Genomic DNA, 26,048 nt, shown 5'->3' on the forward strand with positions numbered 1-26,048 from the left:
TGCAAACCCTGAACCCGGAGTACCCCATGAGCGCAGTTGCCGAAAACATCCAGACCGAAATGCCCGCCCCCATCCTGTTCACCGACAGCGCGGCGGCCAAGGTGGCGGACCTGATTGCCGAAGAAGGCAACCCCGACCTGAAGTTGCGGGTGTTTGTGCAAGGCGGCGGCTGCTCCGGCTTCCAATACGGCTTCACGTTCGATGAAATTACCAACGAAGACGACACCACCATGACCAAGAACGGTGTGTCGCTGCTCATCGACGCCATGAGCTACCAGTATCTGGTGGGTGCCGAGATCGACTACAAGGAAGACCTGCAAGGTGCGCAGTTCGTGATCAAGAATCCGAACGCCACCACCACCTGCGGCTGCGGCTCCAGCTTCTCGGCCTGAGGGGCACCGTGACAGGCGCAGCCCTGCACCCCTGACTGAATCAACCGCCTTCGGGCGGTTTTTTCATGGGGTGCGTTCGTTTCGTTTGAAAACCCTGCAAACCATGCACCAGGAACCCTCCCAGAAAGTACTGCTGTGGCTGGTGGCCGTCGGCTTCTTCATGCAGACGCTGGACGCCACCATCGTCAACACCGCGCTGCCCGCCATGGCGCAGAGCCTGGGCGAGAGCCCGCTGCGCATGCAGTCGGTGGTTGTTGCGTATTCGCTGGCCATGGCGATGCTGATTCCGGCATCGGGCTGGGTGGCCGACCGGTTTGGTGCGCGCCGGGTGTACTTTCTGGCCATCGTCTTTTTTGTGGCGGGCTCGGTGTTCTGTGCGCTGTCGCACAGCCTGACCCAACTGGTGGCCGCCCGGGTGCTCCAGGGGCTGGGCGGCGCGCTGCTGCTGCCCGTGGGGCGGCTGGTGGTGTTGCGCACCTTTCCGCGCGAGAAGTTCTTGCAGGCCATGAGTTTTGTGGCCATTCCCGGGCTGATCGGCCCGCTGATCGGTCCCACGCTGGGTGGCTGGCTGGTTGAGGTGGCCTCCTGGCACTGGATCTTCCTGATCAACGTGCCGGTGGGCCTGCTGGGCTGTGCCGCCACCATGCGCTACATGCCCGGGGTACCCGCGCCGACGGTGGCGCGGTTTGATCTGGCGGGCTACCTGATGCTCGCCTTTGGCATGGTGGCGCTGTCGCTGGCGCTGGATGGCCTGGCCAGCCTGGGGCTGCGGCAGGCGAGCGTGCTGGTGCTCATGATCTTCGGTCTGGCGAGCCTGGTGGCCTACTGGCTGCACGCGGCGCGGCGGCCCGACCCCTTGTTTTCGCCCCGGCTGTTTTCGGTGGACACCTTGCGCATCGGGCTGCTGGGCAACCTGTTTGCGCGGCTGGGCAGCTCGTGCATGCCGTTCCTCATTCCGTTGCTGCTGCAGGTCACCATGGGCTATTCGCCGCTGCAGGCGGGCATGATGATGCTGCCCGTGGCGGTGGCGGGCATGTCCATGAAGCGGTTCACCACCACGCTGATCACCCGCTTCGGCTACCGCCAGGTGCTGGTGGGCAACACGCTGCTGGTGGGGGTGACCATGGCCAGCTTCGGGCTGGCGGCACCCTCGCAACCGCTGTGGGTGCATGTGGTGCAGCTGGCGGTGTTTGGTGCGGTGAACTCGCTGCAGTTCACGGCCATGAATACCGTGACCCTCAAGGACCTGGGGCACGACATGGCCAGCAGCGGCAACAGCCTGCTGTCCATGGTGCAAATGGTGGCCATGGGGATGGGGGTGGCTGCGGCGGGGGCGGTGCTGGCGGCGTTCACCGATTTCTTCCAGCCCACCGGCGCGGCACAGACCCTGCAAGCCTTTCAGGCCACGTTTGCCTGCATGGGACTGATCACGGTGGCTTCAGCCGGTATCTTCTGGCAACTGTCGCCGCAAGACCGTTCCGGCACCCAGGCAGGCGCCTCGGTTGATGCCGGGGACCACGGCTGATCGCCCTGTCCAGGGCTGTGTAGACCGGACGGTTCAGGCGGGGTACACCGCGCCCAGCACACGGCTACCGGCCGCACCGGTCACGCTGGGCAGGTTGCCTGGCGCCCCCTGCAGCGCCTGGCGTGCCAGCCAGGCAAACGCGGCGGCCTCCACCTGCAGGGCGGGCAGGCCCAGCGCATCGGTGGCCACCACCTGCAAGGACGGGCAGGCAGCCTGCAGCCGCTGCATGAGCTGGCCATTGAGCGCACCACCGCCGCATACGGCCAGGTTTTTGCTATTGTTTAGATAGCTTTTGGCGCATATGGCACTAGCGCTTGCGGTGAATTCGGTCAATGTGGCCTGTACGTCGGCCGCTGCGGCCTGCGCAAAGGGCTGCAGGTGCGTTGCCAGCCAGGCGGGGTTGAACAGGTCGCGGCCCGTGCTTTTTGGGGGGGCCTTGTGCAGATACGGCTCCTGCAGCAACGCAGCCAGCAGGTCCGGCAGCACCTGGCCCGTGGCGGCCCAGGCACCATCCTTGTCAAACGGCTGGCCGGTGTGCTGCTGGCACCAGTGGTCCATGAGGGCGTTGCCCGGGCCGCAGTCGAAGCCCAGCACGCTGCCATCTGCCCCCAGCACGCTGAGGTTGGAGATGCCGCCAATGTTCAGCACCAGCACCGTCTCGTCCGGCCGGCCGAACACGCCCTGGTGGAAGGCGGGCACCAGCGGCGCACCTTGGCCGCCCGCGGCCACGTCGCGGCTGCGCAGGTCGGCCACCACGGTGATGCCCGTCAGCTCGGCCAGCAGGGCGGGGTTGCCCAGTTGTAGTGTGTAGCCTGTGCCGTCAAATTCCTGGGGGCGGTGCCGCACCGTCTGCCCGTGGGCACCTATTGCACGGATGGCGCTCGCCGGGTGACCGCTGCGCTGCAGCAGGGTGTGCACCACCCCGGCATAGGCCCGGGATAGCGCGTTGCCTGCGAGGGCCGCACGGTGCAGTTCGTTGTCGCCGGGGGTATTGAGAGCCAGCAGCTCGGTGCGCAGTGCGGGGGCAAAGGCGGCGCTGGCGTGGTGTGTGACCTGCAGGCGCGGGCCCGAGAAATCAGCCAGCACCCCGTCGATCCCGTCGAGCGAGGTGCCCGACATCAGGCCGATGTACAGATCGGACATGGCCTGACGGGTGGTGTCTGGAGGTGCGGGGGCGATCAGTCTGCGCTGGCCTGCTCGATGAGCGCAGCGGCGTTCAGCTGGACACGCATGTTGGCCGCGAGGCGGTCAAACGCGGGGCGTGCGGCTGCAGACACCGGTGCTGCGGCTTCGCTCTGGGCGACGATGGTCATCGGGTCCTGGTGCACGCCGTTGACGCGGAACTCGAAGTGCAGGTGCGGGCCGGTGGCCCAGCCCGTGGCGCCCACGGCGCCCAGCGTCTGGCCTTGTTCGACCGACTGGCCCTGGCGCACGTCAATGCGGCTCAGGTGGGCATACACCGTGACGTGCTGGTTGCGGTGCTTGACGAACACCACGTTGCCGTAGCCATTCTGCACACCCGCAAACTCCACCACGCCATCGCCCACGGTGCGCACGGCGGTGCCAGTGGGCGCCGCAAAGTCGGTGCCCAGGTGGGCGCGCCAGGTTTGCAGGATGGGGTGCAGGCGCATCTTGAAGCCGCTGGTCACGCGCGAGAACTCGACGGGCGAGGTCAGGTAGGCGCGGCGCATGCTTTCGCCGTCCAGCGTGTAGTACGCGCCCTTGGTGGCGTTGGGTTCCTGGAACCAGACGGCCTGGTGGGTCTTGCCGTTGTTGACGAACTCGGCGCTCAGCACGCGGCCGCTGGACAGGGGCTCGCCATCGGCTTCCAGGGTTTCGTACACCACCGAGAAGCGGTCGCCCTTGCGCAGCGAGCGGCGGAAGTCGATATTGCCCGAGAACAGTTCGGCCACTTGCACGGCCACGGCGTCGGGGATGTTCGACGCGTCGGTGGCGGCAAACAGCGAGCTATTGATGATGCCGCCCGCCAGACGGCTGTTGGTCGTCATCTTGGCGGTTTCGATGCGGGTCGCAAACTTGTTGTCGCCCGTGCGCTCGACGATCAGGCGGCGGAAGTTGCCGCTGTCGTCCGGCACCCAGCGCACCGTCAGGCGGATCAGGCGGTGGTCGTCGGTGGTTTCTGCCGACACGATGCGGCCGGTGCGGCCCAGCACGTTCTGGCGCACCGGCGTGTCGCTGCGCATGAAGGCGGCGGCGGCCGGGTCGGCCACGCCCATGCGCTGCAGCAGCGACTCGGGGGTGTCGCTGCTGCGCACCTGTTCGGAGCGGAACAGCGAAAAACTGGGCGCATCCAGCTGTCCCAGCACCATGTTCTCGGCGAGCGATTCGACCGGGTAGTTCACCATGCGCACCGGCAGCTCGGCCGGGTCGGGTGCGAAGGAGGCCACGGCAAATGCGCCGCCGCCGCCCGTCAGCAGGATGGCTGCAACGGCGGCGGTGATGCGTTTGGGATGTTGTTGGATCGTGCGGGACAGCCGGTCAAGCAAAGCGATGCTGGCGGTGCGGACCGTAGTGAGGCCGTGAATCAAAGGTCTATCCCCAGGGTGATTGCGGATCCGTGGCACACCCCCGGTGTGAATGCGGGGCGGGGCCAGGAGCACAGACTGTCAGGCTGCAGCCATTCGACAGGTTGATGAAAAACAGGTCGAAACGGCGGGCCCACTAGAATCCGCCTCTGCAATGTGGGCTGAAGTATAGCGGTGCATGCTGTCTAGACATCCCAAAAAACCCTTATGAATCAATCTGCTGTTACAACAACCCCGGTCTCTGATGGTGTAAGACAAGCCCTCGAAATCTCGCTGCGCGGCGTGCAAGAGCTGCTGCCACAGGACGAATGGGTCAAGAAGCTGGCGCGTTCGGAGGCCACGGGCCAGCCGCTGCGCATCAAGCTGGGTCTGGACCCCACTGCCCCCGACATCCACATCGGCCACACGGTGGTGCTGAACAAGATGCGGCAACTGCAAGATCTGGGCCACCAGGTCATCTTCTTGATCGGCGACTTCACCAGCCTGATCGGCGACCCCTCGGGCCGCAACAGCACCCGCCCGCCGCTCACGCCCGAGCAGATCAAGGTGAATGCCGAGACCTACTACAAGCAGGCCAGCCTGGTGCTGGACCCGGCCCGCACCGAGATCCGCTACAACAGCGAATGGAGCGAACCCTTGGGCGCTACCGGGATGATCCAGCTGGCCGCCAAGTACACCGTGGCGCGCATGATGGAGCGCGACGACTTCCACAAACGCTTCACCACCGGCCAGTCCATTTCGGTGCATGAGTTCCTGTACCCGCTGATGCAGGGCTACGACTCGGTAGCCTTGAAGAGCGACCTGGAGCTGGGTGGCACCGATCAGAAGTTCAACCTGCTCATGGGCCGTCATCTGCAGCAGGAATATGGCCAGGAGCCGCAGTGTGTGCTCACCATGCCGCTGCTGGTGGGGCTGGACGGCGTGGACAAGATGTCCAAGTCCAAGAACAACTACATCGGCATTGCCGAGGACGCCAACACCATGTTTGCCAAGGTGCTGTCGATCAGCGACACCCTGATGTGGGACTGGTACACGCTGCTGTCGTTCAAGAGCCTGGCCGACATCGCCGCGCTCAAGGCGGAGATCGCTGGCGGGCGCAACCCCAAGGACGCCAAGGTGATGCTGGCCAAGGAGATCACCACGCGCTTTCACAGCGCGGCTGCGGCCGATGCCGCGGAGCAGGACTTCATCAACCGCAGCAAGGGCGGCGTGCCGGACGAGATCCCCGAGGTGAGCGTGTCTGGCGCGCCGCTGGGCATCGGTGCGCTGCTCAAGCAGGCCAACCTGGCCCCCTCGACCAGCGAGGCCAACCGCCTGATCGACGGCGGCGGCGTGCGCGTGGAAGGCAGCGTGGTCAGTGACAAGGGCCTGAAGCTGGACGCCGGCACCTACGTGGTGCAGGTGGGCAAGCGCAAGTTTGCACGGGTGACTCTGGCCTGATTTGGGGTCAAAACAGCCGCAAGCGCTAGAAGAATAAGCGCTGATAGCTATCAAAATGAAAGCGCTGAGGCCGCAGGGCCCAGCGCTTTTTTCATGACCCGTCCAGGTTGTCGTTCAGGTCCGGGTCGGGCACATCGCCAATCGCCTGGCGGGTGGCCTCGGCCTGCACCTGCAACCAGGCGCAGAAGGCCTTGATCTCCGGCCGTTGCGCGCTGCGCGGCCCCACCATGAGCCAGTAGGCCAGGGGCGAGTCGATGCGGTGGCCGGGCAGCACCTCCACCAGGTCGCCCGCGGCCAGGGCATCGGCAATCAGTGGCATGCGCGCCAGTGCCAGGCCCTGGCCGGCCAGCGCGGCCTGCACGATCTGGTGGGCGTAGTTGAAGTACAGCCAGCGCTGGGGCTGGAGCTTGGTCAGGTCGCGGGTGTCGAACCAGCGGCGCCAACTCAGGTATTCCAGGTAGTGCGTGCGGTGGGCGTCGCCCGCCTCGATCAGGGTGAACTGCGCCACATCGGCGGGGGTGCGCAGCGGTTTGCCGCTCTTGAGCAGCCAGGGGCTTGCCACCACGGCCAGTTGCTCGCCAAACAGGCGGATGCCGCCCTGGGTGGCACCGGCCGGCATGGCATAGCGCAGGGCCAGGTCCACGTCCGAGGTTTCCAGGTCCACCTGCACGTCGCTCGCATCAATGCGGATGTCGATGCCCGGATTGTCGCGCTGAAACTCCTCCATGCGTGGGATCAGCCACATCGATGCAAAGCTGGCCCAGGTGGTGATGGCCACGCTGCGGCGCCCAGCCGTCTGGCGCACCAGGCGCACGGCGGCGTCCATGCGCTCCAGCGCCGGGCCCACGGCGCGCTGCAACTGTGCGCCCGCGCTGGTCAGCTCTACAGCACGGGTGTGACGCAGGAACAGGGGCACGCCCACTTCTTCTTCCAGCGCCTGGATCTGGCGGCTCACGGCCGACTGGGTGAGGGCCAGCTCGTCGGCGGCCGCGCGAAAGTTCAGGTGTTTGGCCACAGTCAGGAAGGCGCGCCAGTGCCCTGTGGCCACGGGCCGGGTGCGCAAGACGGCGGGAGAGTATTCGGCAGAGGCCATGGCAGTGATCCTGAGTGCGATTCATGCGTTGACGGAATGAATAGCGTACCTTGTTTTCATTGGACTGTGTACGGTGTAAAGCGCACTATCCAGGCTCCTCAACACGTTTTACTGAAGCCAAGGAGCCTGTCATGTCCCCCCGCAACGTTCTGGAATCGCAACAATCCGTCCACGCCGCCACGGCTGGCCGTCGCGCGGCCGGTTGCTGGAAACTGGCCACAGGCCAGGCCTTGTCATTGCACCCCGACACCCATGGCGTGCTGCAGATCGCCCAGGGGCAGGCGTGGGTCACCTTGCGTGGCGTTCTGGCGGACATGCCGGGCGCCGCTGTGGACCACGTGCTGCAGCCCGGCCAACAGCTGACGGTTGCGCCGGGGCAGCATGTGGTGATGGAAGCCTGGACCGGTTCCGGCTGCGCGGAGCCGGTGGCTTTCCGCTGGGACGTCGTGGCAGCCCCCGCTCTGGCGCAGCCCGCCAGCACGGCTGCCAGAGATTGGGAATGTGGCGTCGTGCAGCCGCTGCGCGATCTGGGCCAGGCGCTAGGGCAGGGCGGACGTGCGCTGGGCACGGCGCTGGCCGGTGTGGCGGGCGCTGGGGGCCGGTTTGCCGCTGGCCTGGCCCGGTTTGCTCTGCTTCGGATAGCAGCACCGCTACAGCGCAGAACCGTTTGAGCAGCTCATGCAGGAAAAGCATCAATCGGTGCCGTGCTTTTCATTGGACGTTGTTCTGCAACCGGCGCACCATACGGTCATATTAGGGTTAACCCGGAGAAAGCCATGACAACCTCTCACGCTTTGCATCTGTTTGCATCTTCCCGCGCCACGGGCGCTGCCGCCGGTGAGGCGGGGCAAGTGGCCGCAGGCGCCGCCGTCACCCTGGCCCCCAAGGCCGCGATGACCCTGCGCATTGCCGAAGGCCAGGCCTGGGTCACGCTGGGCCAGGGCCTGGGCAATGGCAGCGACGTGTTTCTGTGCGCCGGTCAGTCGCTGCCTGTGGCGGCAGGCCAGGCGGTGGTGGTCGAACCCCTGAACGGTCGCCGCCTGCAATACCGCTGGGTGCGTGGCGATGCCGCCGATGCGCGCCCTGCCACGTGGTGGCGCCGTGCGTCGGTGGGCAATGGGGCTCCCGCCTGGGGCGACGCCTGCTGCGCCTGACGTGATCCCAGGGGTGTCTTGCCCCGGGTGATGTGACTTGTTAATAAGAACGGCCAGTGCTTGTGACGCAAGCGCTGGCTGTTCTTTTTTACTTCGAGGGGCTGGTGGATGTGTTGTCCAGCCAGTCCGTCAGCTGCGTCTGCAGCGTCACCATCAGCTCATTCGACAACGCGGGTTGCGCCGCTGCCGTGGCGCGGGCCAGCACCATCCCCCCCACCATGGTGGCCAGCACATGGATCGCGCGGGCGCGGTCTTGTGGCGATGGGGTGGCGCCGCCGCCGGCATCGGCAGCGCTGTCAGCCAGCAGCTGGGCAAACCGCTGGATGTTGCGCTCGATGCCCTGGGCAAACACTTCGGACAACCCGCCGCCCGCCCGCGCGGCGTCCACCGCCAATGCGGCCACGGGGCAGCCTGAGCCCGGCGCGTCGCGGTGTTCAGGTGAGAGGTAGCGCTGGATGCGGTCGCCCACCGTGGCGTGGGGCCGCTCGCCGTCCAGCACGGGGATGGACCAGTCGAACGCCTTGGTGCACGCCTCCTGCACCAGCACATCCTTGGACGCGAAATGCCGGTACAGCCCGCCATGCGTAAGCCCGGCATCGCGCGTGATGTCGGCCACCCCTACGCCGGTCAGCCCCCGCTCGCGGTACAGGCGGGCCGCCGCGTCCAGGATGCCCTGCCGGTTTTCTGCGGCCTGTGCTTTGGAAACCTTCATGGAAGCCTCTTATTGATTGCGGTCGTACGCAAAAATGGGTTTGCAGTTTATGATGACGATTGCAATCATAAAGGTGCAGAACCTCTGTGCCCCAACTGTCTGACGAGGTGAATCCATGAAAAAAGTGAGTGGTATGTGCAGCAACGAGGGGGTGGCCTGATGCGCCGCGTGGTGGTCACGGGCATGGGCCTGGTGTCGCCGCTGGGCTGCGGTGTAGAACTGGCGTGGCAGCGCTTGCTGGCTGGGCGCTCCGGCCTCTCGCGCTTGCCGGACGCGGTGACAGAAGGCATTGCCGCCAAGGTTGCCGGGCAGGTTCCCGGCATAGCGCAAGACCCCGAGGGCGGCTGGGATGTGGACGCCATCGTCTCGTCCAAAGACCAGCGCAAGATGGACCGTTTCATCCCCTTTGCACTGGGCGCCGCGCAGCAGGCGCTGGCCCAGGCGGGCTGGCCACCGGCCGACGAGCGGGCGCGTGAGCGCACGGCCACGGTGATCGCCTCGGGCATCGGCGGCTTTGGTGCGATTGCCGAGGCCGTGCGCACCACCGACACGCGCGGGCCGCAGCGGCTGTCGCCGTTCACGGTGCCGTCATTCCTGGTCAATCTGGCGGCGGGGCAGGTGTCGATCCGCCACGGGCTCAAGGGACCGCTGGGAGCTCCGGTCACCGCGTGCGCCGCCAGCGTGCAGGCGATTGGCGATGCCGCACGCCTGATCCGCAGCGGCGAGGCCGATGTGGCCGTGTGCGGCGGCAGCGAGGCGGCCGTTGACCGCGTGAGCCTGGGCGGCTTTGCAGCGGCCAAGGCGCTGGGCACCGCGTTCAACGACACGCCCGAGCAGGCCTCACGCCCGTTCGATGCGCAGCGCGACGGCTTTGTGATGGGCGAGGGCGCAGGCATGCTGGTGATCGAGGCGCTGGACCATGCCCTGGCGCGCGGCGCACAGCCGTTGGCCGAGCTGGTGGGCTACGGCACGTCGGCCGACGCGTACCACATCACCTCCGGCCCCGAAGACGGTGACGGGGCCGCGCGCAGCATGTGGGCCGCGCTGGCGCAGGCAGGGCTCACGGCCCAGGACGTGCAGCATCTGAACGCACACGCCACGTCCACCGGTGTGGGTGACCGGGGCGAGCTGGCCGCCATTCGCAGGGTGTTCGGCGCGGGTGCGCAGGTGGCCATCAGTTCGACCAAGTCGGCCACCGGGCACCTGCTGGGGGCGGCGGGCGCCGTGGCCGCCATCTTCACCACCCTGGCGCTGCGCGACCAGGTGGTGCCTGGCACGCTGAACCTGCACACGCCCGATGCGCTGGCCGAGGGGCTGGACCTGGTAGCCCTGCAGCCCCGGCCCATGGCACTCACGCATGCCATGCTCAACGGGTTTGGTTTTGGCGGCGTAAATGCCACGCTGATCCTGCGGCGCTGGTTGCCCACGGCTTGAGGCTGGCCACGGGGGCCAAGGCGCCGCAAGGTGTGCAAAAGGCGCCGGGCAGCGTTCAGATCACGAGTTCTCCGCGCATGGCTTCAAACGCGGCCAGTGCCGCTTCACCATCGAGCCGCTCCATGCGGGCCAGCGCATCGGCGTCTTCCACCGTGCTGAACGCCAGGCTGAACTGCTGAAACCGCCGCCCCGCCAACGGGCCGTTGTGCACCACCTCCACGTTCACATGGCGCGGGTCGTTGCGGATGCGTTCGATGAGCTTGAGCACAGCCTTTTGCGGGCCTTCGAGCTGCTGGCAAAAGCGCTGGCCGTCAAAGATCAGCAGGCCCGTCACGTCCAGTTCGGCATTGACCTGGCGCGCCTTCGCGGCAATCTCTGCCACGACGGCGGTCGGCTGGTCGGGCGCCAGCGTGCTGACGTAGAGAACTTCGTAGAGGGCGGAGCTGATTTTCATAAGTAGCGCCCAATGTAGAAGGCCCGGCTGCGCGGTGCAATGTCAAAAGACATAGGCGCGGCAGGCGTTGCGGGGCGGCTGCACAGCTTCGCGGTCACCGCCCGGGTCCCTAGAATGGCGCCACCATGAACGTCTCCCTGCCGCCCCATGCGTGTCCGCCCGCCTGCCAGCAATGCCGCTTGCGCAAAACGGGTGCCTTCACGGCCGTGAGGCCGGAGGTGCTGGATTTCATCGAAGGCTTTCGCACCGACAGCCTTGCCGTGGAAGCGGGCGGTGCGCTGGTGCGCGAGAACCAGACCAACGCCAAGCTGTTCACGCTGTATTCGGGCTGGGCGTTTCGCTACAAGACGCTGAGCGACGGGCGCCGCCAGATCCTCAACTTCCTGCTGCCCGGTGACCTGGTAGGCCTGCAGCAGGAGTTTGGCGATGTATCGGCGCACGGCATCGAGGCGCTGACCGACTGCTCGCTGTGCGTGTTCCAGAACGACAGCCTGTGGGCGCTGTTTCGCGAGCACCCGCGCCTGGGCTACGACATCACCTGGCTGTCGGCGCACGAGGAGGGCCATGTGGACGACAACCTGCTCACCGCCGGCCGCCGCAACGCCACCGAGCGTGTGGCCATGCTGCTGATGCACCTGTACCGGCGGCTCGACCGCATCGGGCTGGTGGAAGATGGCTCGGTGGCCTTCCCGCTCAACCAGCAGCACATTGCCGATGCACTCGGGCTGTCGCTGGTGCACACCAACAAGACGCTGCGGCGCCTGGCCATGCTGGGCCTGCACGAGCTGAAAAACGGGCGGCTGCGCCTGCTCAACACCCGCGCGCTGGCGCGCATTGCCGAGTACTACGACACACCGCCTCGCTTGATGCCGCTGTTGTAGGCCGCGCTGGCTCGTGGATGCGACAAAAATCGTATGCCAGGGGCCGAAGGCGCCTATAGTGAAAGCGCTAGCAGCTATCAAATAAATAGCAATGCGTGCGCTGCGATTGGCAGCACGATAATCCCCACCATGCACGCGAGCGTGCCTTGGCTGCGCTCACCACACCGATCTGTTTATGACCCCACTCGACATCCTCATCATGGCGGCCGGCAAAGGCACGCGCATGAAAAGCCGCGCCCCCAAAGTGCTGCAGCGCCTGGCCGGGCGCCCGCTGCTGCACCACGTGCTGGACCAGGCCGCGCACCTGCAGGCCCGCAGCGCCATCGTCATCACCGGCCATGGTGCTACAGAAGTAGAAGCAGCTACCGCAAGCACGACTAGCGCTACCGGCACTTTTGACCTGAAGTTTGTGCGCCAGGAGCCCCAGCTGGGCACCGGCCACGCCGTGCAGCAGGCCGTGCCGCACCTGCGCGACGACGGCACGGTGGTGGTGCTATCGGGCGATGTGCCGCTGACGCAAGCCGACACCCTGCGCGCCCTGGTGGCCGCCAGCGAAGGTAGCAAGCTGGCCCTGCTGACAGTGACTCTGCCCGACCCCACCGGCTACGGCCGCATCGTGCGCAACGCCGACGGCGCCGTGCAAGGCATCGTCGAGCACAAGGACGCCACCGAGGCCCAGCGCGCCATCACCGAGGTCTACAGCGGCATCATGGCTGTGCCCGCGCGGCTGCTCACGCCCTGGCTGGCGCGGCTGACCAACCACAACGCCCAGGGCGAGTACTACCTTACCGATATCGTCGCCATGGCCGTGGCCGATGGTGTGCCCGTGGTGGCCCACCGCATCACCGACGCGCTGCAGGTGGCGGGCGTCAACAGCCCGCTGCAATTGGCTGAGCTGGAGCGTGCCCACCAGCTGCGCCAGGCCCGAGCCTTGATGGAGCAAGGCGTGCGCCTGGCCGACCCCGCCCGCTTTGACCTGCGCGACGACACCCGCACCGGAGTGCGCGGCGAGCTGGTCTGCGGGCAGGACGTGGAGATCGACGTGAACTGCGTCTTCACCGGCCGCGTGGAGCTGGGCGAGGGCGTAAGCATTGGCGCGAACTGCTGCATTGCCAATGCGCGCATCGCAGCAGGCGCGGTGATCCACCCCTACACCCACATCGACGGCGAAAAGGCCGGAGCCACCGTGGGCGAGGGCGCCTTGATTGGCCCCTTTGCCCGCCTGCGCCCCGGCGCCCAACTGGGCCGCGAAGTGCACATCGGCAACTTTGTGGAAGTGAAGAACAGCACGCTGGCCGACGGCGCCAAGGCCAACCACCTGGCCTACCTGGGCGACGCCACGGTGGGCGAGCGCGTGAACTACGGCGCGGGCAGCATCACCGCCAACTACGACGGCGCCAACAAGCACCGCACGGTGATCGAGGCCGATGTGCATGTGGGCAGCAACTGTGTGCTGGTGGCGCCCGTGACCATTGGCGCTGGCGGCACGGTGGGCGGCGGCAGCACCATCACCAAGAGCACGGCGCCCGGCGCGTTGAGCGTGGCGCGGGGCAAGCAAGTCAGCATTGCCAACTGGTCTCGTCCGAAAAAATGAAGCCCCCCCTGAGTCGCTTCGCGCCTTCCCCCTCCAGGGGGACGACAGCCTTTGCTGCGGGGCGGCCCTTGCTGGCTGTCCTCGCCTGCGTCTTCGTCTTCGTGCATAGCGCGTTGGCGCCTCGTTGTGCCGTGCACGCTTCTGTGGCCTGCGGCGGGAGATGAAAGTGGCTGGTGCAGAAATGACCCCCGAACAGCTGCGCGCCGAACTGGCCCGCAGCCAGCAGCAGGTGGCCGATATGGCGGCTGCGCAAGAGGAGTTCTTGCGCGCCGTCTCGCATGACCTGCGCGCGCCGCTGCGGCATGTGACGTCTTACGGAACGCTGGTGCGCGAGGTGTTGGGCGACCTGCCGCCCGAGGTGGTGCAGGGTGCTGAGGTGCAAGAGGCCCTGGGCTTCCTCGCCACCATGGACCACTCGGCTCGGCGCATGGGGCTCATGATCGACGGCCTGCACGCCCTGGTGCGTGCCAGCCGTGCGCCGCTGCGCCTGCAGCCCGTGCCGCTGACCGATGCCTTTGCCCAGGCGCGCGCCACACTGGCCCCGGCCGAGGCCGGGCGCGCTGTGGAGTGGCGTGTGGGCACCGATTTGCCCACGCTGTGGGCCGACCCGACGCTGCTGCAGGATCTGCTGGTGCAACTGCTGGGCAACGCCCTCAAGTTCACGCGCTCCGTGGCGCACCCGTGCATCACGGTGTCGGCGGACGCGGCACCCGCAGGCCAGTGCGCCTTCACCGTGCACGACAACGGCGTAGGCTTTGACCCGGCGCGCGCGGGCAGCTTGTTTGGCGTGTTCCAGCGCCTGCACCGCGAGACGGAGTTCGAGGGCGTGGGCACAGGGCTCGCGCTGTGCCGTGCCATTGCGCAGCGCCACGGCGCACAAATCAGTGCGACGGCGGTGCTGGGGGGCGGTTGCACGGTGCAGGTGCGGTGGCCGGTGAATCCTGCAGTTGCCACCGACGAGTCCTGAACCTGCACGCAGTGCTGGTGGCTACACCGCCGGCACCAGCGCCGGTTCCATGCACCCCGCCACCTGATTGCGTCCGCCGTTCTTGGCGACGTACAGCGCCGCATCCGCCGCGTCGATCCACGCACGCAGGCTGCTGTGGCGGTGGTCGGCCGGGGCCACGCCGATGCTGCTGGTGATGCGCAATTCGGGCAGGCTGCGCAGGCGCACGCCTTCGGTCTGCTCGCGGATGCGCTGGGCAATGGCCAGGGCGTCCCGGGCCTGCATGCCGGGCAGCACGATGGCGAACTCGTCCCCGCCGTAGCGCCCCGCGCAGTCGCCTGCGCGCACGTTGCCCCGCACCACATGGGCCAGCGCGCGGATCACCTCGTCGCCCACAGTGTGGCCGTAGGCGTCGTTGATCTCCTTGAAATGGTCGATGTCCAGCATCAGCATGCAGGCGGGCTCGTCGGTGGTGTGGTGGCGGCGCAGTGCGGCCTCTGCCTGCTCTTGCCAGTGGCCGCGCCCGAACAGGCCGGTCAGCGCGTCCACACGGCGCAGCTCGTCCAGCATCTGGTTCTGGCGCGCAGACTGCCGTATGAGCTGGTAGCTGACCACGCTGACCGACAGCGTGTGCAGCGACATCACCGGCAGGCAGGCCACCATCACGCGCATGGAGGTCTCGGGCGCCCAGTGCAGGCCCATGACCGCCGTGCTGGCCACACCGGCCGCCAGCATCACCCACAGGGCGCGCACCCACAGCCCCCGGATGCCGGTCGTGATCTTGTCCACCATGGTGAGGGTGAGCAACATCACGCTGGGCAGCAGGTTGAAGTGCATCAGCGGCACCAGCGTAGCGACCAGCGCCGAGTCGATGAGCAGGTTGCGCACCTCGGCGGCGTACGGGTCGGCCGCGCGGCGGGTGAGCAGGTAGGCCACATGCGGCCACACCAGCGTTGTCAGTAAGAGCGCGGTCCAGGCCATGGGGGATGCCTGGCGCTCCCACAGCACCACCGCCACCACCATGCCACCCAGCCCCATGCCCAGGATGCGCAAGGGGTAGATGCGGCGTGGCATCTGGCGGCGGGGCGTCGGCATGGGGTATGCGGGGGAAAAGGCGGCGCTGCCACGCGGGCATCCACCGGCCAAGTAGGTAGAAAGTGCGGCGGAGCTTACAACGCACCGCCAGGCGAGACCAGCAAGAAATGACCGCGGGCCATGCCCCGTCCGTCGTCTGGATGACGTTGATGGGTGGTGGGGCCTTGTTGCCGGGACTGTCAGGGTGGTTTGTGGGGCTGGGTGGTGAGAGGGCGTCGGTGAGGATTTGGGGTGATCTGCTAACAAATTAATAGCAACCAGGGCATATCACACTAGCGCCACTGGCACTTTTGTTTCAAATTTGGCCCGCCGGGTCGCAAAGAATGCCTTCACATTGCGCACGTTGGCGTCACCGGTGAACAGCCGCTGCGACAGCGCCAGGTAGCCCGGCATGTCCCGCGTGTGCACCACCAGCACAAAGTCGGGCCCCGGCGACACGCGCCAGCACTGCTGCACCGCGGCCTCCTGCACGGCGCGGGCTTCGAACGCGTCGAGTTGTTCTGCGCCCTGGCGGTCCAGCGACACCTCCACGATGCACCCCAGCCCATGGCCCTGCAGCGTTGCCAGTCGGTCGGGCTGCAGGATGGCCACCTGCCGCTCGATCAGCCCCACATCATGCAGGCGCTTGACCCGGCGCAGGCAGGTGGGCGGGGACACGTGCACCTGTTCGGCCAGGGCCTGGTTGCTTTGTGCGGCATCGGTTTGCAGCAGGTTGAGCAGCTGGAGATCGATCGCATCGAGAGATATGGATTCCATTAATTGATAAAAAATGAATGAAAATTTCACCGGTATGAATCGGTGAAATTTAAGTTCATTTTTGTGCAAATATCAATGAATAATTTTTCTCTTTGCTGCCTACGATCGCCCCATCGAATCCAACCCAAGGGCAACCACCATGTGCGGCATCGTCGGCGCAGTCTCCACGCGCAACATCGTTCCCATCCTCGTGCAGGGCCTGCAGCGGCTTGAATACCGGGGCTATGACTCCTGCGGCGTGGCCGTGCATGCGTCCAGCCTCGACGCCACGCGCCCTGCCGGCCTGCAGCGCGCCCGCAGCACCGCCCGCGTGGCCGAGCTGCTGGAGCAGGTGAGCACCGAGCACATCGACGGCGCCACCGGCATCGCCCACACCCGCTGGGCCACGCACGGCGCGCCCGCCGTGCACAACGCCCATCCGCATTTCAGCCACGGCACGGGCGCAGACGCGCAGGTCCAAGGCGCAGGTCGCGTGGCGCTGGTGCACAACGGCATCATTGAAAACCACGAAGAACTGCGCAAGGCACTGCAGTCACGCGGCTATGTGTTTGCGAGCCAGACCGACACGGAGGTCATCGCCCATCTGGTGGACAGCCATTACAGCGGCGACCTGTTCGAAGCCGTGCAGGCCACCGTGGCCGAACTGCACGGCGCCTACGCCATCGCCGTCATGCACAAGGACGAACCCCACCGCGTGGTGGGGGCACGCGCCGGGTCCCCATTGATCCTGGGGGTGGGCAAAGACGCCACCGCTGGCGCATCTGCGTCGCGCGAGCACTTTCTGGCCAGCGACGCCATGGCCCTGGCAGGCGTCACCGACCAGATCATCTACCTGGAAGAAGGCGACCTGGTGGACCTGCAGCTGGGCCGCTACTGGATCGTAGGCAAGGAAGGCGGCGCGCTGACCACCGAGCAGCGCCCCGTGCGCACCGTGCTCGCCCACAGTGGTGCGGCCGAGCTGGGGCCTTACCGCCACTACATGCAAAAGGAAATCTTCGAGCAGCCACGCGCGATTGCCGACACGCTGGAAGGCCTGGCCGGCATCGTGCCCGAGCTGTTCGACGGCGCAGGCCAGCATGGCGAGCCCGGCGCGGCCGCCTGGCGTGTGTTCAAGGAGATCGACAACGTGTTGATCCTGGCCTGCGGTACGAGCTACTACAGCGGCTGCACCGCCAAATACTGGCTGGAAGACATTGCTGGCATCCCCACGCAAGTGGAAGTGGCCAGTGAATACCGCTACCGCACCAGCGTGCCCAACCCGCGCACTCTCGTTGTCACCATCAGCCAAAGCGGCGAAACCGCCGACACGCTGGCCGCCCTGCGCCACGCGCAGTCGTTGGGCATGCAGCACACGCTCACCATCTGCAACGTCGCCACCAGCGCCATGGTGCGCGAATGCAAGTTGGCCTACATCACGCGCGCCGGGGTCGAGATCGGCGTGGCCAGCACCAAGGCCTTCACCACCCAGCTGGCAGGCCTGTTCTTGCTGACGCTGGCGCTGGCGCAGAGCAAGGGCCGCTTGAGTGAAGAGCAAGAGGCCGCTCACCTCAAGGCCATGCGCCACCTGCCTGTGGCCTTGCAGGCCGTTCTGGCGTTGGAGCCACAAATCATCAGCTGGGCCGAAGACTTTGCGCGCATGGAAAACGCGCTCTTTTTGGGCCGGGGGCTGCATTACCCCATCGCCCTCGAAGGTGCCCTGAAGCTCAAGGAAATCAGCTACATCCACGCCGAGGCCTACCCGGCTGGCGAACTCAAGCACGGCCCCCTGGCCCTGGTGACCAGCGCCATGCCCGTGGTCACCGTAGCACCCAACGACACCCTGCTCGAAAAGCTCAAGAGCAACATGCAAGAGGTGCGTGCGCGCGCGGGTGTGCTGTACGTGCTGGCTGACGCCGACACCCGCATCGAGAGCAGCGAGGGTATCCACGTCATCCGCATGCCCGAGCACTACGGCCCCTTGAGCCCGCTGCTGCATGTGGTGCCGCTGCAGCTGCTGGCGTACCACACGGCCTGCGCGCGGGGGACGGATGTGGATAAGCCCAGAAATTTGGCCAAGAGCGTCACGGTGGAGTGACTTGTCGAACGGACCGCTTTTTTTCCTTAATTGACTAAAGTTATGGACTTTTTCATGTATAAAAATTAGATTTCAACAATTATTTTTCGATTGTGGGAATTTTCTACAAATTTGACTCATGCACTGTGGGTCGTAAAGATAGCTCTGCAGCCTGTAGATAAAGCCCCAAGGGTACCTGTCACCGGAAGCGGTTCGGACGGACGCATGAACGACAAGGAGTCGTGAATCCACGCACTACCTCGGGCTCAACAGGCTGGACGTCAAACCACACGTTCCTGAATTTGGCAAGCGTTCGCGCACCGCCATGAAGTCGGCCGAGGTCTTCACCCCCGAAGCAAAGAAGTCAGACCAATCGGTTGGACGCGGGGTCAACACCAGCCTCTCGCCATCGCGGCGGATGAACACCTCACGGACGGAATCGGCAAACCTGAATCCGGGCGGCAACACTACCGTCTGGGAGCCATTGCTCCAGCCGACGCGGGCTATCAGCAAAGGGTTGGTGGTGTGCTTTTTCGGCATGTCATCCTCCAGCAAAAAGACTGCTTATGCGAACAACTGCCCCCTTCGGCAGATCCTCATTGGCCACTGCCTGAAGCACCGATATCTGCGCAGGAGATAGCGGCCCATCGTCGGTATTCTGGGTAATTAAAGTCGTAAACACGCAATTAAAGTCGTAAACAAGCATCTAGGGAAATCCTGCAAAACCCCCCGCAGTGTTTGGTACATGTCAGCATGCAATGGCATCCTCACAGGCCATGAAGCAAAGCAGCCTTGACCTGAATCTGAGCACCAAGAAGACCCGCAAACAGGAACTGCTGGTCCAGATGGATCGGGTGGTTCCCTGGGCTGCATTGATCGATGTCATTGCCCCGTACTACCCCGAGGGCAAGAACGGCCGCCCACCCTTTGCCCTGGAGACCATGCTGCGCATCCACTGCATGCAGCAGTGGTTTACCTTGTCGGATCTGGCGATGGAAGAAGCCCTCTTTGACACCCCGATCTGTTGACGCCGACCGAAAACTGAGCCACTTTTTGGTGTGATGCCGACCTAAAACTGAGCCAGGTGTTTTACCTACCCTGCTGTTTTGTGCAGCAAGGGAATGAAGAGGGTGATCACCATGGACATGATTGGCAAGATACGGCGGATGCACCGCCGGGACAAGAAGACGAAGCGGGAGATATCGAGGGCCACGGGCCTGTCGCGCAACACGGTGGCCAAGTGGCTGGACGAGGCGCAGCCGGTCGAGCCCAAGTACCGCCGGGAGGCGGCGAAGGCGACCAAGCTGTCGGCGCACGAGGCGGAGCTCAAGCAAGCCTTGAAGGCCGATGCCAAGCGGCCCAAGAAGGAGCGGCGCACGGCCAAGGCCTTGTTCACGCAGATCAAGGCAGCGGGCTACGAAGGTGGCTACACGCGGGTGACGGACTTCATCCGCGAGTGGCGCCAAGGTGAAGGCCAACAGGCGGCCTGCAAGGCCTTCGTGCCATTGACCTTCGAGCTTGGCGAGGCCTTCCAGTTCGACTGGAGCGAAGACGGCTTGCTGGTGGGCGGGGTGTACTACCGCATGCAGGTCTCGCACATGAAGCTGTGTGCCAGTGGGGCCTTCTGGCTGGTGGCCTACCCCAGCCAAGGCCACGAGATGCTGTTCGATGCGCACACCCGCAGCTTTGCAGCGCTGGGTGGCGTGGCACGCCGTGGCATCTACGACAACATGAAGACGGCGGTCGACAAAGTCAAGAAGGGCAAAGGCCGCGTGGTCAATGCGCGCTTTGCAGCCATGTGCGCGCACTATCTGTTCGACCCTGATTTTTGCAACCGTGCCAGCGGCTGGGAGAAGGGGCGCGTGGAGAAGGATGTGCAAGACAGCCGCCGTCGCATCTGGGTGGAGGCGGGGCAACGGCGCTTTGGCAGCTTTACCGAGCTCAATGCGTGGCTGGGCGAGCGCTGCCGGGCTCTGTGGCGAGAGCTGCGCCACCCGCAGCACAAAGCGTTCAGCATCGCCGAGATGCTGGAGCTGGAGCAAAGCCACCTGATGCCGATGCCGGTGGCCTTTGATGGCTATGTTGAGAACCCGGCCAAGGTGAGCAGCACCTGCCTGGTGACGGTGGCGCGCAACCGCTACTCGGTGCCCTGCGAATGGGCGGGGCAAATGGTCAGCACACACCTGTACCCGGCGCAGATCGTGGTGGTGGCCGGCGATGCTATGGTGGCCACGCACGAGCGCCTGAGCGATCGCAACCAGACCCGCTACGACTGGCAGCATTACGTGCCGCTGATCGAGCGCAAGCCGGGCGCGCTGCGCAACGGCGCGCCCTTTGCAGACCTGCCCGAGCCATTGCAGCGCATGCGCAAAGGCTTGCTGCACCAGGAGGGCGGCGACAGGGTGATGGCGCAGGTACTGGCCGAGGTGCCCAAGCAAGGGCTGGACGCCGTGCTGGTGGCGGTGGAGTTGGCCCTGGAGAGTGCGCCGCCATCGGGGCGGGTGAGCACCGAGCACGTCATCAACGTGCTCGGCCGCCTGCAAGCGCAGCCCCTGCCCGAGACGGTTGCGACCAACCTGCAAGTGAGCCAGACACCCCTGGCCGACACGGCGCGCTATGACAGCCTGCGCGCTGGCAGCGACATGCAGGAGGCCGATCATGCGTGAGCTGGACAAGGAGTTCAAAGAGCTGCGCCTGTACGGCATGGCCGGGGCCTGGGAGGACCTGGTCAAGCAAGGCGGCCACGCCACGCTGGAGAGCTCGCGCTGGCTGCTGGAGCACCTGCTGCAAGCGGAAGTCACGGACAGAGCCATGCGCTCAGTGAGCTACCAGATGCACACGGCGAAGTTCCCCGTGCACCGCGACCTGGCGGGCTTCGACTTCGAATGCTCGCCCGTGGACAAAAAGCTCATCGAGCAGTTGGCCAGCATGGCGTTCACCGAGCAGGCGCACAACGTGGTGCTGGTGGGTGGCCCCGGCACGGGCAAGACGCATCTGGCCACGGCCATCGGCGTGGCGGGCATCACGCGCCATGGCTCACGCGTGCGGTTTTACTCCACGGTGGACCTGGTCAACGCACTGGAGCAGGAGAAGGCCCAAGGCAAGGCAGGCCGCATCGCAGCGAGCTTGCAGCGCATGGACCTGGTCATCCTTGATGAGCTGGGCTACCTGCCCTTCAGCCAGGCAGGCGGCGCCTTGCTGTTCCACCTGCTGAGCAAGCTCTACGAGCAGACCAGCGTGATGATCACCACCAACCTGGACTTCAAGGAATGGTCCAGCGTGTTCGGCGATGCCAAGATGACCACGGCACTGCTGGATCGACTCACGCACCACTGCCACATCGTCGAGACGGGCAACGAGTCCCACAGGTTCATGCACAGCACAGCCGTGGCCAAGAAACGCATCAAGGCACGCGAACAGGCCAAGAAGGCTGAGCCGTTCTGAGCGGCTCAAGGGCAAGCCGCTACGGGCTTCGCCCTGCGCGGCTTACCCTCAACGGACGACCACCGAGCTCGATCACCAAGGAGACCAAAACCGACCCAAGGCACTACACTTATCCACAGCCGACCTTCACAGGTTGGCCATTAGCCCTGGCTCAAAATTCAATCGGCACGGTGGGGGTGCGGACGAAAACTTGGACTACTAGAAGGTAGTTCATGTATTCCTACGAAGACCGAATCCGAGCCGTTGAGCTGTACATCAAGCTCGGCAAACGCACCAGCCCGACCATCCGTCAGCTGGGTTACCCAACCAAGAATGCATTGAAGGGGTGGTACCGCGAGTATCAGCAGCGGCTCGACCTGCCGCTGGGATATGCCCGTCGGGAGCCGAAGTTCTCGCAGGGCCAGAAGGCAGCGGCCATCGAGCACTACCTCACACATGATCGATGCATCGCTGCCACCATGAGGGCGCTGGGCTATCCAGGGCGTGGAACGCTAACCAAGTGGGTCCGCGAGGCATTCCCTGAAGCCAGGATGGCCCTTGTCGGCAGTGTGGGCCAGCGAAGATATCCTGAGAGCTTGAAGCAAGCGGGAGTGATGGAGCTTTGCACCCGGCAGGAAAGTGCACAGGCTGTTGCCGACAGGCTCGGCGTGTGCCGACCAACGTTGTACAACTGGAAGAACCAGCTTCTGGGGCGTGAGGCACCCGCATCAATGAAACACACCGATCGATCACCGCAGGCGCAAGAGCGCGAAGAGCTCGAGCGCCAGGTTGAAATACTGCGCCACGAAGTCAGGCAACTGCGCCTTGAGCAGGACCTCTTGAACAAGGCCAATGAACTGCTAAAAAAAGGCCTGGGCGTCGATCTGCAACTCCTGTCCAACCGGGAGAAGACACTGCTGATTGACGCCCTCAGGGAGCACTATGGCCTGCCAGAGCTCCTTGCACAGTTGGGTCTTGCGCGCAGCTCGTACTTCTACCATCGGGCCCGCGCGGCAATCGGAGACAAGTACGTGAAGGTGCGCCAATCCATCACCGAGATCTTTGAGTCCAATCACCGCTGCTACGGCTACCGCAGGCTGCACGCCTCACTGGCCAGAGAGCAATGCCCGATCTCCGAGAAGGTAGTGCAGCGGCTGATGAAGCAAGAGAGCTTGGTCGTTGCAAAGCCCAAGCGGCGGCGGTATGCCTCTTACCTTGGCGAAATCAGCCCGGCACCAGAGAACATCATCAACCGTGACTTCCAGGCTGCGGCGCCCAACGAGAAATGGCTGACCGACATCACAGAGTTCCAGATCCCTGCAGGCAAGGTCTACCTGTCACCGATCATCGATTGCTTCGACGGGATGGTGGTCAGCTGGACCATTGGCACGAGCCCGGATGCTGAGCTGGTCAACACGATGCTGGATGCTGCTATCGAGACGGTGGCAGAGACCAACGATCGACCTGTGGTCCACTCCGACCGCGGAGGACACTACCGCTGGCCGGGCTGGCTATCGAGAATGAGCGAGGCCAACCTTACTCGTTCGATGTCCCGCAAAGCCTGCTCGCCTGACAACGCGGCGTGCGAGGGCTTCTTCGGTAGGCTGAAGAATGAGCTGTTCTATCCTCGGGACTGGAAGAGCGTCACGATCGAACAGTTCATTGGGGTGGTCGACGACTACATCCGTTGGTACAACGAGAAGCGGATCAAGATCTCCCTGGGGGCCCTCAGCCCGATCGAATACCGGGTGAGTCTTGGACTTGCGGCATAAAACCAGTCCAAGTTTTTATCCGCACCCCCGGTGGCTCAATTTTGAATCGGCGCCAACACTCAGCCGCGATAGTTGCAGCAGCACGCGCGGTGCTCGCACGTCCAAAATACCCCCCACACTCTTGCACCCCAGCCGAAGACCAAGGCAGTTTTCATATGTCCGCCCAAAGCAAGCGAGCAATTCGCTGAATCGCCCACTGCAGTTCATCGCCTCCATGTTCGTCATGCAGGCGGTGGTAGGGCGGGGAACTCCCTTCAATTCAAGATACCTTGCCCGGACGTGTGCATTGCATTCATCTGGCGTGCAGATCAGAATGGGCCATGGCCCTCGAAGACGATATCGCTACCCTCTCCGCACTTGTTCAGCGTATGGTTGATGAATCAGGAACACCAGTAGGTTTTGACGCGCGGGCTTGGCTTGACCAATGGCTGTTGGAATTGGCACCGACATTTGGTCATCGTCGTCCACTGGATGTTCTCAGCGGACCCGGCGGGCTGGATTTGGTGCGTAGCCACCTCCTGCGCGCGCAATCCGGGGCCTATTCCTGAGCGCAATTGTGGTGCTCTCCATTCATTGAATGCGTCACTGCCCACTAATTCATTGGGCCATCGCACACGCCTTGAAAGCCGCCTTGGATTCCCGTGTGGGCCGACCAGCTTCTCAGCATCCCATCGTCGAAGCAGAAAGACTCGCATTGGCTGCCTCGAAGAACTCGACCACCTTGCCATCCTGATCAAGCCTGAAGACCTGATTCCAGCACCGGTTTCCGCCATGCACGACGATGTCCGCCAGAATTGCCTCACTGCGAAGAACACAACCGGAAGCCCAAGCCTGTTGCGCCAGATTCACGCTTGACTGGGACGAATACCATGCGCAAGAAAACCGATAAAAATATCGGCCACTTCGTCGCTTCCAAGGCTGCCATCGATATGCATCCATTGGGTAATCGAGCTAACAGCGCCCATGAACCAGAACACCGCCAATTTCACGTTGCACGGGGCAATGGAACCATCCTGAACACCCCCCTCGAGCACTTTGCGCAGCTCTTGATCAAACTTTCGCCGACGCAAAGTGATTTTTTTCTGATCCGCCACAGTCATACCGGAGAAATCCTGGAGGATCGCCGGTGCGCCCATTTCATCCGTTAGCAACGAGATGTAGTTCTTAATGAAGACCGAGATCCGACCGAAACCAGTATTTTCCGAAGCGATCGCGTCTTGCAAGACGCGATCTCCCAAATGCATGGCGAGCTCGTGGCATTCGTAGACAAGTTCCTGCTTGTTCTTGAAGTAGTAGTAGAGGGCAGGCTTGGTGACGTTGAGCGTTTTTGCAATCTCGTCCAAGGACACATTCTTGTACCCATGGCGGCCAAATGCGCGCGAAGCTTCCGCAATGACAGCTTGCTTTTTGAGCTGGTACTGCTCATCCGCGCCGCTGACCGCATTGTTCCATTTTGCGCCCTTGCCCGATCTTTTGGCAGCATTGCGTGTCAGTGACTTGGGCTTTGCCTCAATTGGCGTACTCATTGGTGTTGTTTTCCTTGAGGGCATTCGTATCGCTAACTGAGGCAAAGTGTATCGAACTGCTTTCGCCGATAGGCCTGCGGAGAAAGGCCGTGCTCATCAGCCAGCCAAGATACTGCGCGCAATGATCAACTTTTGAATGTGACTAGTGCCTTCGTAGATCTTTGTAACGCGCACATCGCGATAATAGCGCTCGACCGGGAAGTCGTTGACATACCCGTAGCCACCATGCACTTGCAGCGCCGCAGAGCAAACCTTTTCAGCCATTTCGCTGGCATAGAGTTTAGCAACGGAGGCCTCCTTACTGGTTGGCAGGCCCGCATCCGTAAGACGAGCTGCATACAGCATGTACTGGTGCGCCACCTCAACCTGCATGGCCATTTCCGCCAAATCAAAGCTAATGGCCTGCAGTTCGGTGAGTGGCTTGCCATAGGCCTCGCGCTCTTTGGCGTAGCGGATGGCTGCCTCCAGCGCTGCACGGGCAATGCCGATGGCCAGGGCGGCGATTGCGATGCGCCCATCGGACAACAGCGATAGTGCTTTGCCATACCCGCGCCCTTCCTCACCGATCATGTTCTGAACTGGAACACGCATGTTGTCCAGCTGAATCTGAGCCGTGTGGGCCGTGTGCTGGCCCAGCTTCCTTTCGATACGCAAGCATTGGTAGCCTGGATCTTCGGGGTCCGCGATGAACAGGCTGAAGCGGTGACGGGCACCTGGTTCCGCAGTTGCTGCCACGACGAGCGCAAAGCCCGCTTCACTGCCATTGGAAATCCATTGTTTGCTGCCATTGATCACATAAACGTCGCCGTCCCGCTTAGCCGTGGTCCGGATGGCTGCGGTATCCGAGCCTGCATGGGGCTCTGACAATAAAAAGGCACCAATGCGCTTGCCACTGGCCAGATCCGGCAGATGGCGGGCCATCTGTTGTTCGGTTCCAAAACTACGTAACACGTGCGCAGCTGAGTTGTGGACGTGCATCATGGTGGCGAAGCCACCATCGGCCGCTGCGAATTCTTCAATAGCCAGGCAATACTCCACGAATGAAAGCCCGGAACCGCCGTATGCTGGCGGGGCGAGCATGCCCATGAAGCCTACGTCGGCAACTGCCTTGATTTCGTCGTGTGGCCAAGCCCCCGTGCGATCACGTTCGGCGGCCGTGCTACCCACCACTTCAGTCGCGACACGCCGGGCAGACTCCCGAATAATGACTTCTTGTTCGCTCAGCAATGCATTGGAAACGATGCTCATAAAC

24 protein-coding genes and 1 pseudogene are annotated in these 26,048 nt (G+C 64.2%); 15 read left to right on the top strand and 10 right to left on the bottom strand.

Annotated elements, in window-relative coordinates; all coding sequences use genetic code 11:
- The first annotated feature begins 26 nt into the window (after window positions 1-26).
- Entirely contained in the window at window positions 27-392 is a 366-nt protein-coding gene (erpA, locus tag ASD75_RS05340; RefSeq protein WP_008907234.1) for an iron-sulfur cluster insertion protein ErpA, read from the top strand.
- A 103-nt stretch (window positions 393-495) separates the two neighbouring features.
- Window positions 496-1,917, top strand: a complete 1,422-nt coding sequence (gene mdtD, locus ASD75_RS05345) for a multidrug transporter subunit MdtD (RefSeq protein ID WP_056743846.1) — start codon at window positions 496-498, stop codon at window positions 1,915-1,917.
- Window positions 1,918-1,950: 33 nt separating this feature from the next.
- Here mdtD and ASD75_RS05350 read toward each other — a convergent pair whose 3' ends face one another.
- Complete coding sequence (locus ASD75_RS05350) at window positions 1,951-3,060, bottom strand: anhydro-N-acetylmuramic acid kinase (protein ID WP_056743848.1); 1,110 nt, start codon at window positions 3,058-3,060, stop codon at window positions 1,951-1,953.
- A gap of 35 nt (window positions 3,061-3,095) precedes the next feature.
- Window positions 3,096-4,466, bottom strand: coding sequence for a M23 family metallopeptidase (locus ASD75_RS05355; RefSeq protein ID WP_056743850.1), 1,371 nt, complete (start codon window positions 4,464-4,466; stop codon window positions 3,096-3,098).
- Window positions 4,467-4,670: 204 nt separating this feature from the next.
- Here ASD75_RS05355 and tyrS point away from each other — a divergent pair, with 204 nt between their 5' ends.
- Window positions 4,671-5,903: a tyrosine--tRNA ligase gene (gene tyrS / locus ASD75_RS05360; RefSeq protein ID WP_056743852.1), complete on the top strand. Its 1,233-nt coding sequence runs from the start codon at window positions 4,671-4,673 to the stop codon at window positions 5,901-5,903.
- Window positions 5,904-5,994: 91 nt separating this feature from the next.
- Here the strand turns inward: tyrS and ASD75_RS05365 are convergent, their stop codons facing one another.
- Window positions 5,995-6,996 (bottom strand): LysR substrate-binding domain-containing protein, encoded by a 1,002-nt coding sequence (locus tag ASD75_RS05365; protein WP_056743853.1) that lies wholly within the window; start codon window positions 6,994-6,996, stop codon window positions 5,995-5,997.
- Between the two features lie 131 nt (window positions 6,997-7,127).
- Here ASD75_RS05365 and ASD75_RS05370 point away from each other — a divergent pair, with 131 nt between their 5' ends.
- Both ASD75_RS05370 and ASD75_RS05375 read left to right on the top strand, forming a co-directional pair.
- The gene (locus ASD75_RS05370; RefSeq protein WP_056743855.1) at window positions 7,128-7,667 is read left to right on the top strand and encodes a DUF2917 domain-containing protein; all 540 of its coding nucleotides are present in this window, start codon (window positions 7,128-7,130) and stop codon (window positions 7,665-7,667) included.
- A gap of 105 nt (window positions 7,668-7,772) precedes the next feature.
- Window positions 7,773-8,150 (top strand): DUF2917 domain-containing protein, encoded by a 378-nt coding sequence (locus ASD75_RS05375; protein ID WP_056057975.1) that lies wholly within the window; start codon window positions 7,773-7,775, stop codon window positions 8,148-8,150.
- An 88-nt stretch (window positions 8,151-8,238) separates the two neighbouring features.
- Here ASD75_RS05375 and ASD75_RS05380 read toward each other — a convergent pair whose 3' ends face one another.
- The gene (locus ASD75_RS05380) at window positions 8,239-8,862 is read right to left on the bottom strand and encodes a TetR/AcrR family transcriptional regulator (protein WP_056057976.1); all 624 of its coding nucleotides are present in this window, start codon (window positions 8,860-8,862) and stop codon (window positions 8,239-8,241) included.
- 159 nt (window positions 8,863-9,021) lie between these two features.
- On the opposite strand from ASD75_RS05380, the gene fabF reads away from it, so the two are divergent.
- Entirely contained in the window at window positions 9,022-10,296 is a 1,275-nt protein-coding gene (gene fabF, locus ASD75_RS05385; RefSeq protein ID WP_056743857.1) for a beta-ketoacyl-ACP synthase II, read from the top strand.
- 55 nt (window positions 10,297-10,351) lie between these two features.
- Here fabF and ASD75_RS05390 read toward each other — a convergent pair whose 3' ends face one another.
- Window positions 10,352-10,750, bottom strand: coding sequence for a BLUF domain-containing protein (locus ASD75_RS05390; protein WP_056743858.1), 399 nt, complete (start codon window positions 10,748-10,750; stop codon window positions 10,352-10,354).
- Between the two features lie 125 nt (window positions 10,751-10,875).
- Between ASD75_RS05390 and ASD75_RS05395 the strand changes: the two genes are divergently transcribed.
- From ASD75_RS05395 to ASD75_RS05405, 3 genes are all read left to right on the top strand, one after another.
- The gene (locus ASD75_RS05395; RefSeq protein WP_056743860.1) at window positions 10,876-11,631 is read left to right on the top strand and encodes a Crp/Fnr family transcriptional regulator; all 756 of its coding nucleotides are present in this window, start codon (window positions 10,876-10,878) and stop codon (window positions 11,629-11,631) included.
- Window positions 11,632-11,806: 175 nt separating this feature from the next.
- Complete coding sequence (gene glmU / locus ASD75_RS05400; protein WP_056743862.1) at window positions 11,807-13,225, top strand: bifunctional UDP-N-acetylglucosamine diphosphorylase/glucosamine-1-phosphate N-acetyltransferase GlmU; 1,419 nt, start codon at window positions 11,807-11,809, stop codon at window positions 13,223-13,225.
- A gap of 181 nt (window positions 13,226-13,406) precedes the next feature.
- Entirely contained in the window at window positions 13,407-14,192 is a 786-nt protein-coding gene (locus ASD75_RS05405; RefSeq protein WP_200947566.1) for an ATP-binding protein, read from the top strand.
- A gap of 21 nt (window positions 14,193-14,213) precedes the next feature.
- Here the strand turns inward: ASD75_RS05405 and ASD75_RS05410 are convergent, their stop codons facing one another.
- Both ASD75_RS05410 and ASD75_RS05415 read right to left on the bottom strand, forming a co-directional pair.
- A complete protein-coding gene (locus tag ASD75_RS05410; RefSeq protein WP_056743867.1) occupies window positions 14,214-15,266 on the bottom strand; it encodes a diguanylate cyclase in 1,053 nt (350 codons plus the stop codon).
- A gap of 267 nt (window positions 15,267-15,533) precedes the next feature.
- On the bottom strand, window positions 15,534-16,022 hold the full coding sequence (locus tag ASD75_RS05415; RefSeq protein ID WP_056743869.1) for an Lrp/AsnC family transcriptional regulator: 489 nt from the start codon (window positions 16,020-16,022) through the stop codon (window positions 15,534-15,536).
- A gap of 139 nt (window positions 16,023-16,161) precedes the next feature.
- Here ASD75_RS05415 and glmS point away from each other — a divergent pair, with 139 nt between their 5' ends.
- Window positions 16,162-18,096 (top strand): glutamine--fructose-6-phosphate transaminase (isomerizing), encoded by a 1,935-nt coding sequence (gene glmS / locus ASD75_RS05420; RefSeq protein WP_056743871.1) that lies wholly within the window; start codon window positions 16,162-16,164, stop codon window positions 18,094-18,096.
- 234 nt (window positions 18,097-18,330) lie between these two features.
- Here the strand turns inward: glmS and ASD75_RS05425 are convergent, their stop codons facing one another.
- On the bottom strand, window positions 18,331-18,615 hold the full coding sequence (locus tag ASD75_RS05425; RefSeq protein WP_056638830.1) for an antitoxin: 285 nt from the start codon (window positions 18,613-18,615) through the stop codon (window positions 18,331-18,333).
- Between the two features lie 236 nt (window positions 18,616-18,851).
- Here ASD75_RS05425 and ASD75_RS05430 point away from each other — a divergent pair.
- From ASD75_RS05430 to ASD75_RS23110, 5 genes and pseudogenes are all read left to right on the top strand, one after another.
- Window positions 18,852-19,097, top strand: a pseudogene (locus ASD75_RS05430) (transposase); the annotation flags it as partial.
- Window positions 19,098-19,214: 117 nt separating this feature from the next.
- The gene (istA, locus tag ASD75_RS05435) at window positions 19,215-20,741 is read left to right on the top strand and encodes an IS21 family transposase (protein ID WP_056743915.1); all 1,527 of its coding nucleotides are present in this window, start codon (window positions 19,215-19,217) and stop codon (window positions 20,739-20,741) included.
- The gene (istB, locus tag ASD75_RS05440; RefSeq protein ID WP_024815605.1) at window positions 20,734-21,519 is read left to right on the top strand and encodes an IS21-like element helper ATPase IstB; all 786 of its coding nucleotides are present in this window, start codon (window positions 20,734-20,736) and stop codon (window positions 21,517-21,519) included. Before istA ends, istB begins: the two co-directional genes overlap by 8 nt.
- A 212-nt stretch (window positions 21,520-21,731) precedes the next feature.
- Window positions 21,732-23,270, top strand: a complete 1,539-nt coding sequence (locus ASD75_RS05445; protein ID WP_056743875.1) for an IS3 family transposase — start codon at window positions 21,732-21,734, stop codon at window positions 23,268-23,270.
- Between the two features lie 320 nt (window positions 23,271-23,590).
- Window positions 23,591-23,818: an antitoxin Xre/MbcA/ParS toxin-binding domain-containing protein gene (locus ASD75_RS23110; RefSeq protein ID WP_082564895.1), complete on the top strand. Its 228-nt coding sequence runs from the start codon at window positions 23,591-23,593 to the stop codon at window positions 23,816-23,818.
- 297 nt (window positions 23,819-24,115) lie between these two features.
- Here ASD75_RS23110 and ASD75_RS05450 read toward each other — a convergent pair whose 3' ends face one another.
- Window positions 24,116-24,796, bottom strand: a complete 681-nt coding sequence (locus ASD75_RS05450; protein ID WP_056743877.1) for a TetR/AcrR family transcriptional regulator — start codon at window positions 24,794-24,796, stop codon at window positions 24,116-24,118.
- A 96-nt stretch (window positions 24,797-24,892) separates the two neighbouring features.
- The gene (locus tag ASD75_RS05455; protein ID WP_056743879.1) at window positions 24,893-26,044 is read right to left on the bottom strand and encodes an acyl-CoA dehydrogenase family protein; all 1,152 of its coding nucleotides are present in this window, start codon (window positions 26,042-26,044) and stop codon (window positions 24,893-24,895) included.
- Between the last annotated feature and the right edge of the window lie 4 nt (window positions 26,045-26,048).

The sequence above is a fragment of the Acidovorax sp. Root568 genome, assembly GCF_001427445.1.
In the GTDB taxonomy this organism is placed as follows: Bacteria; Pseudomonadota; Gammaproteobacteria; order Burkholderiales; family Burkholderiaceae_C; genus Acidovorax; species Acidovorax delafieldii.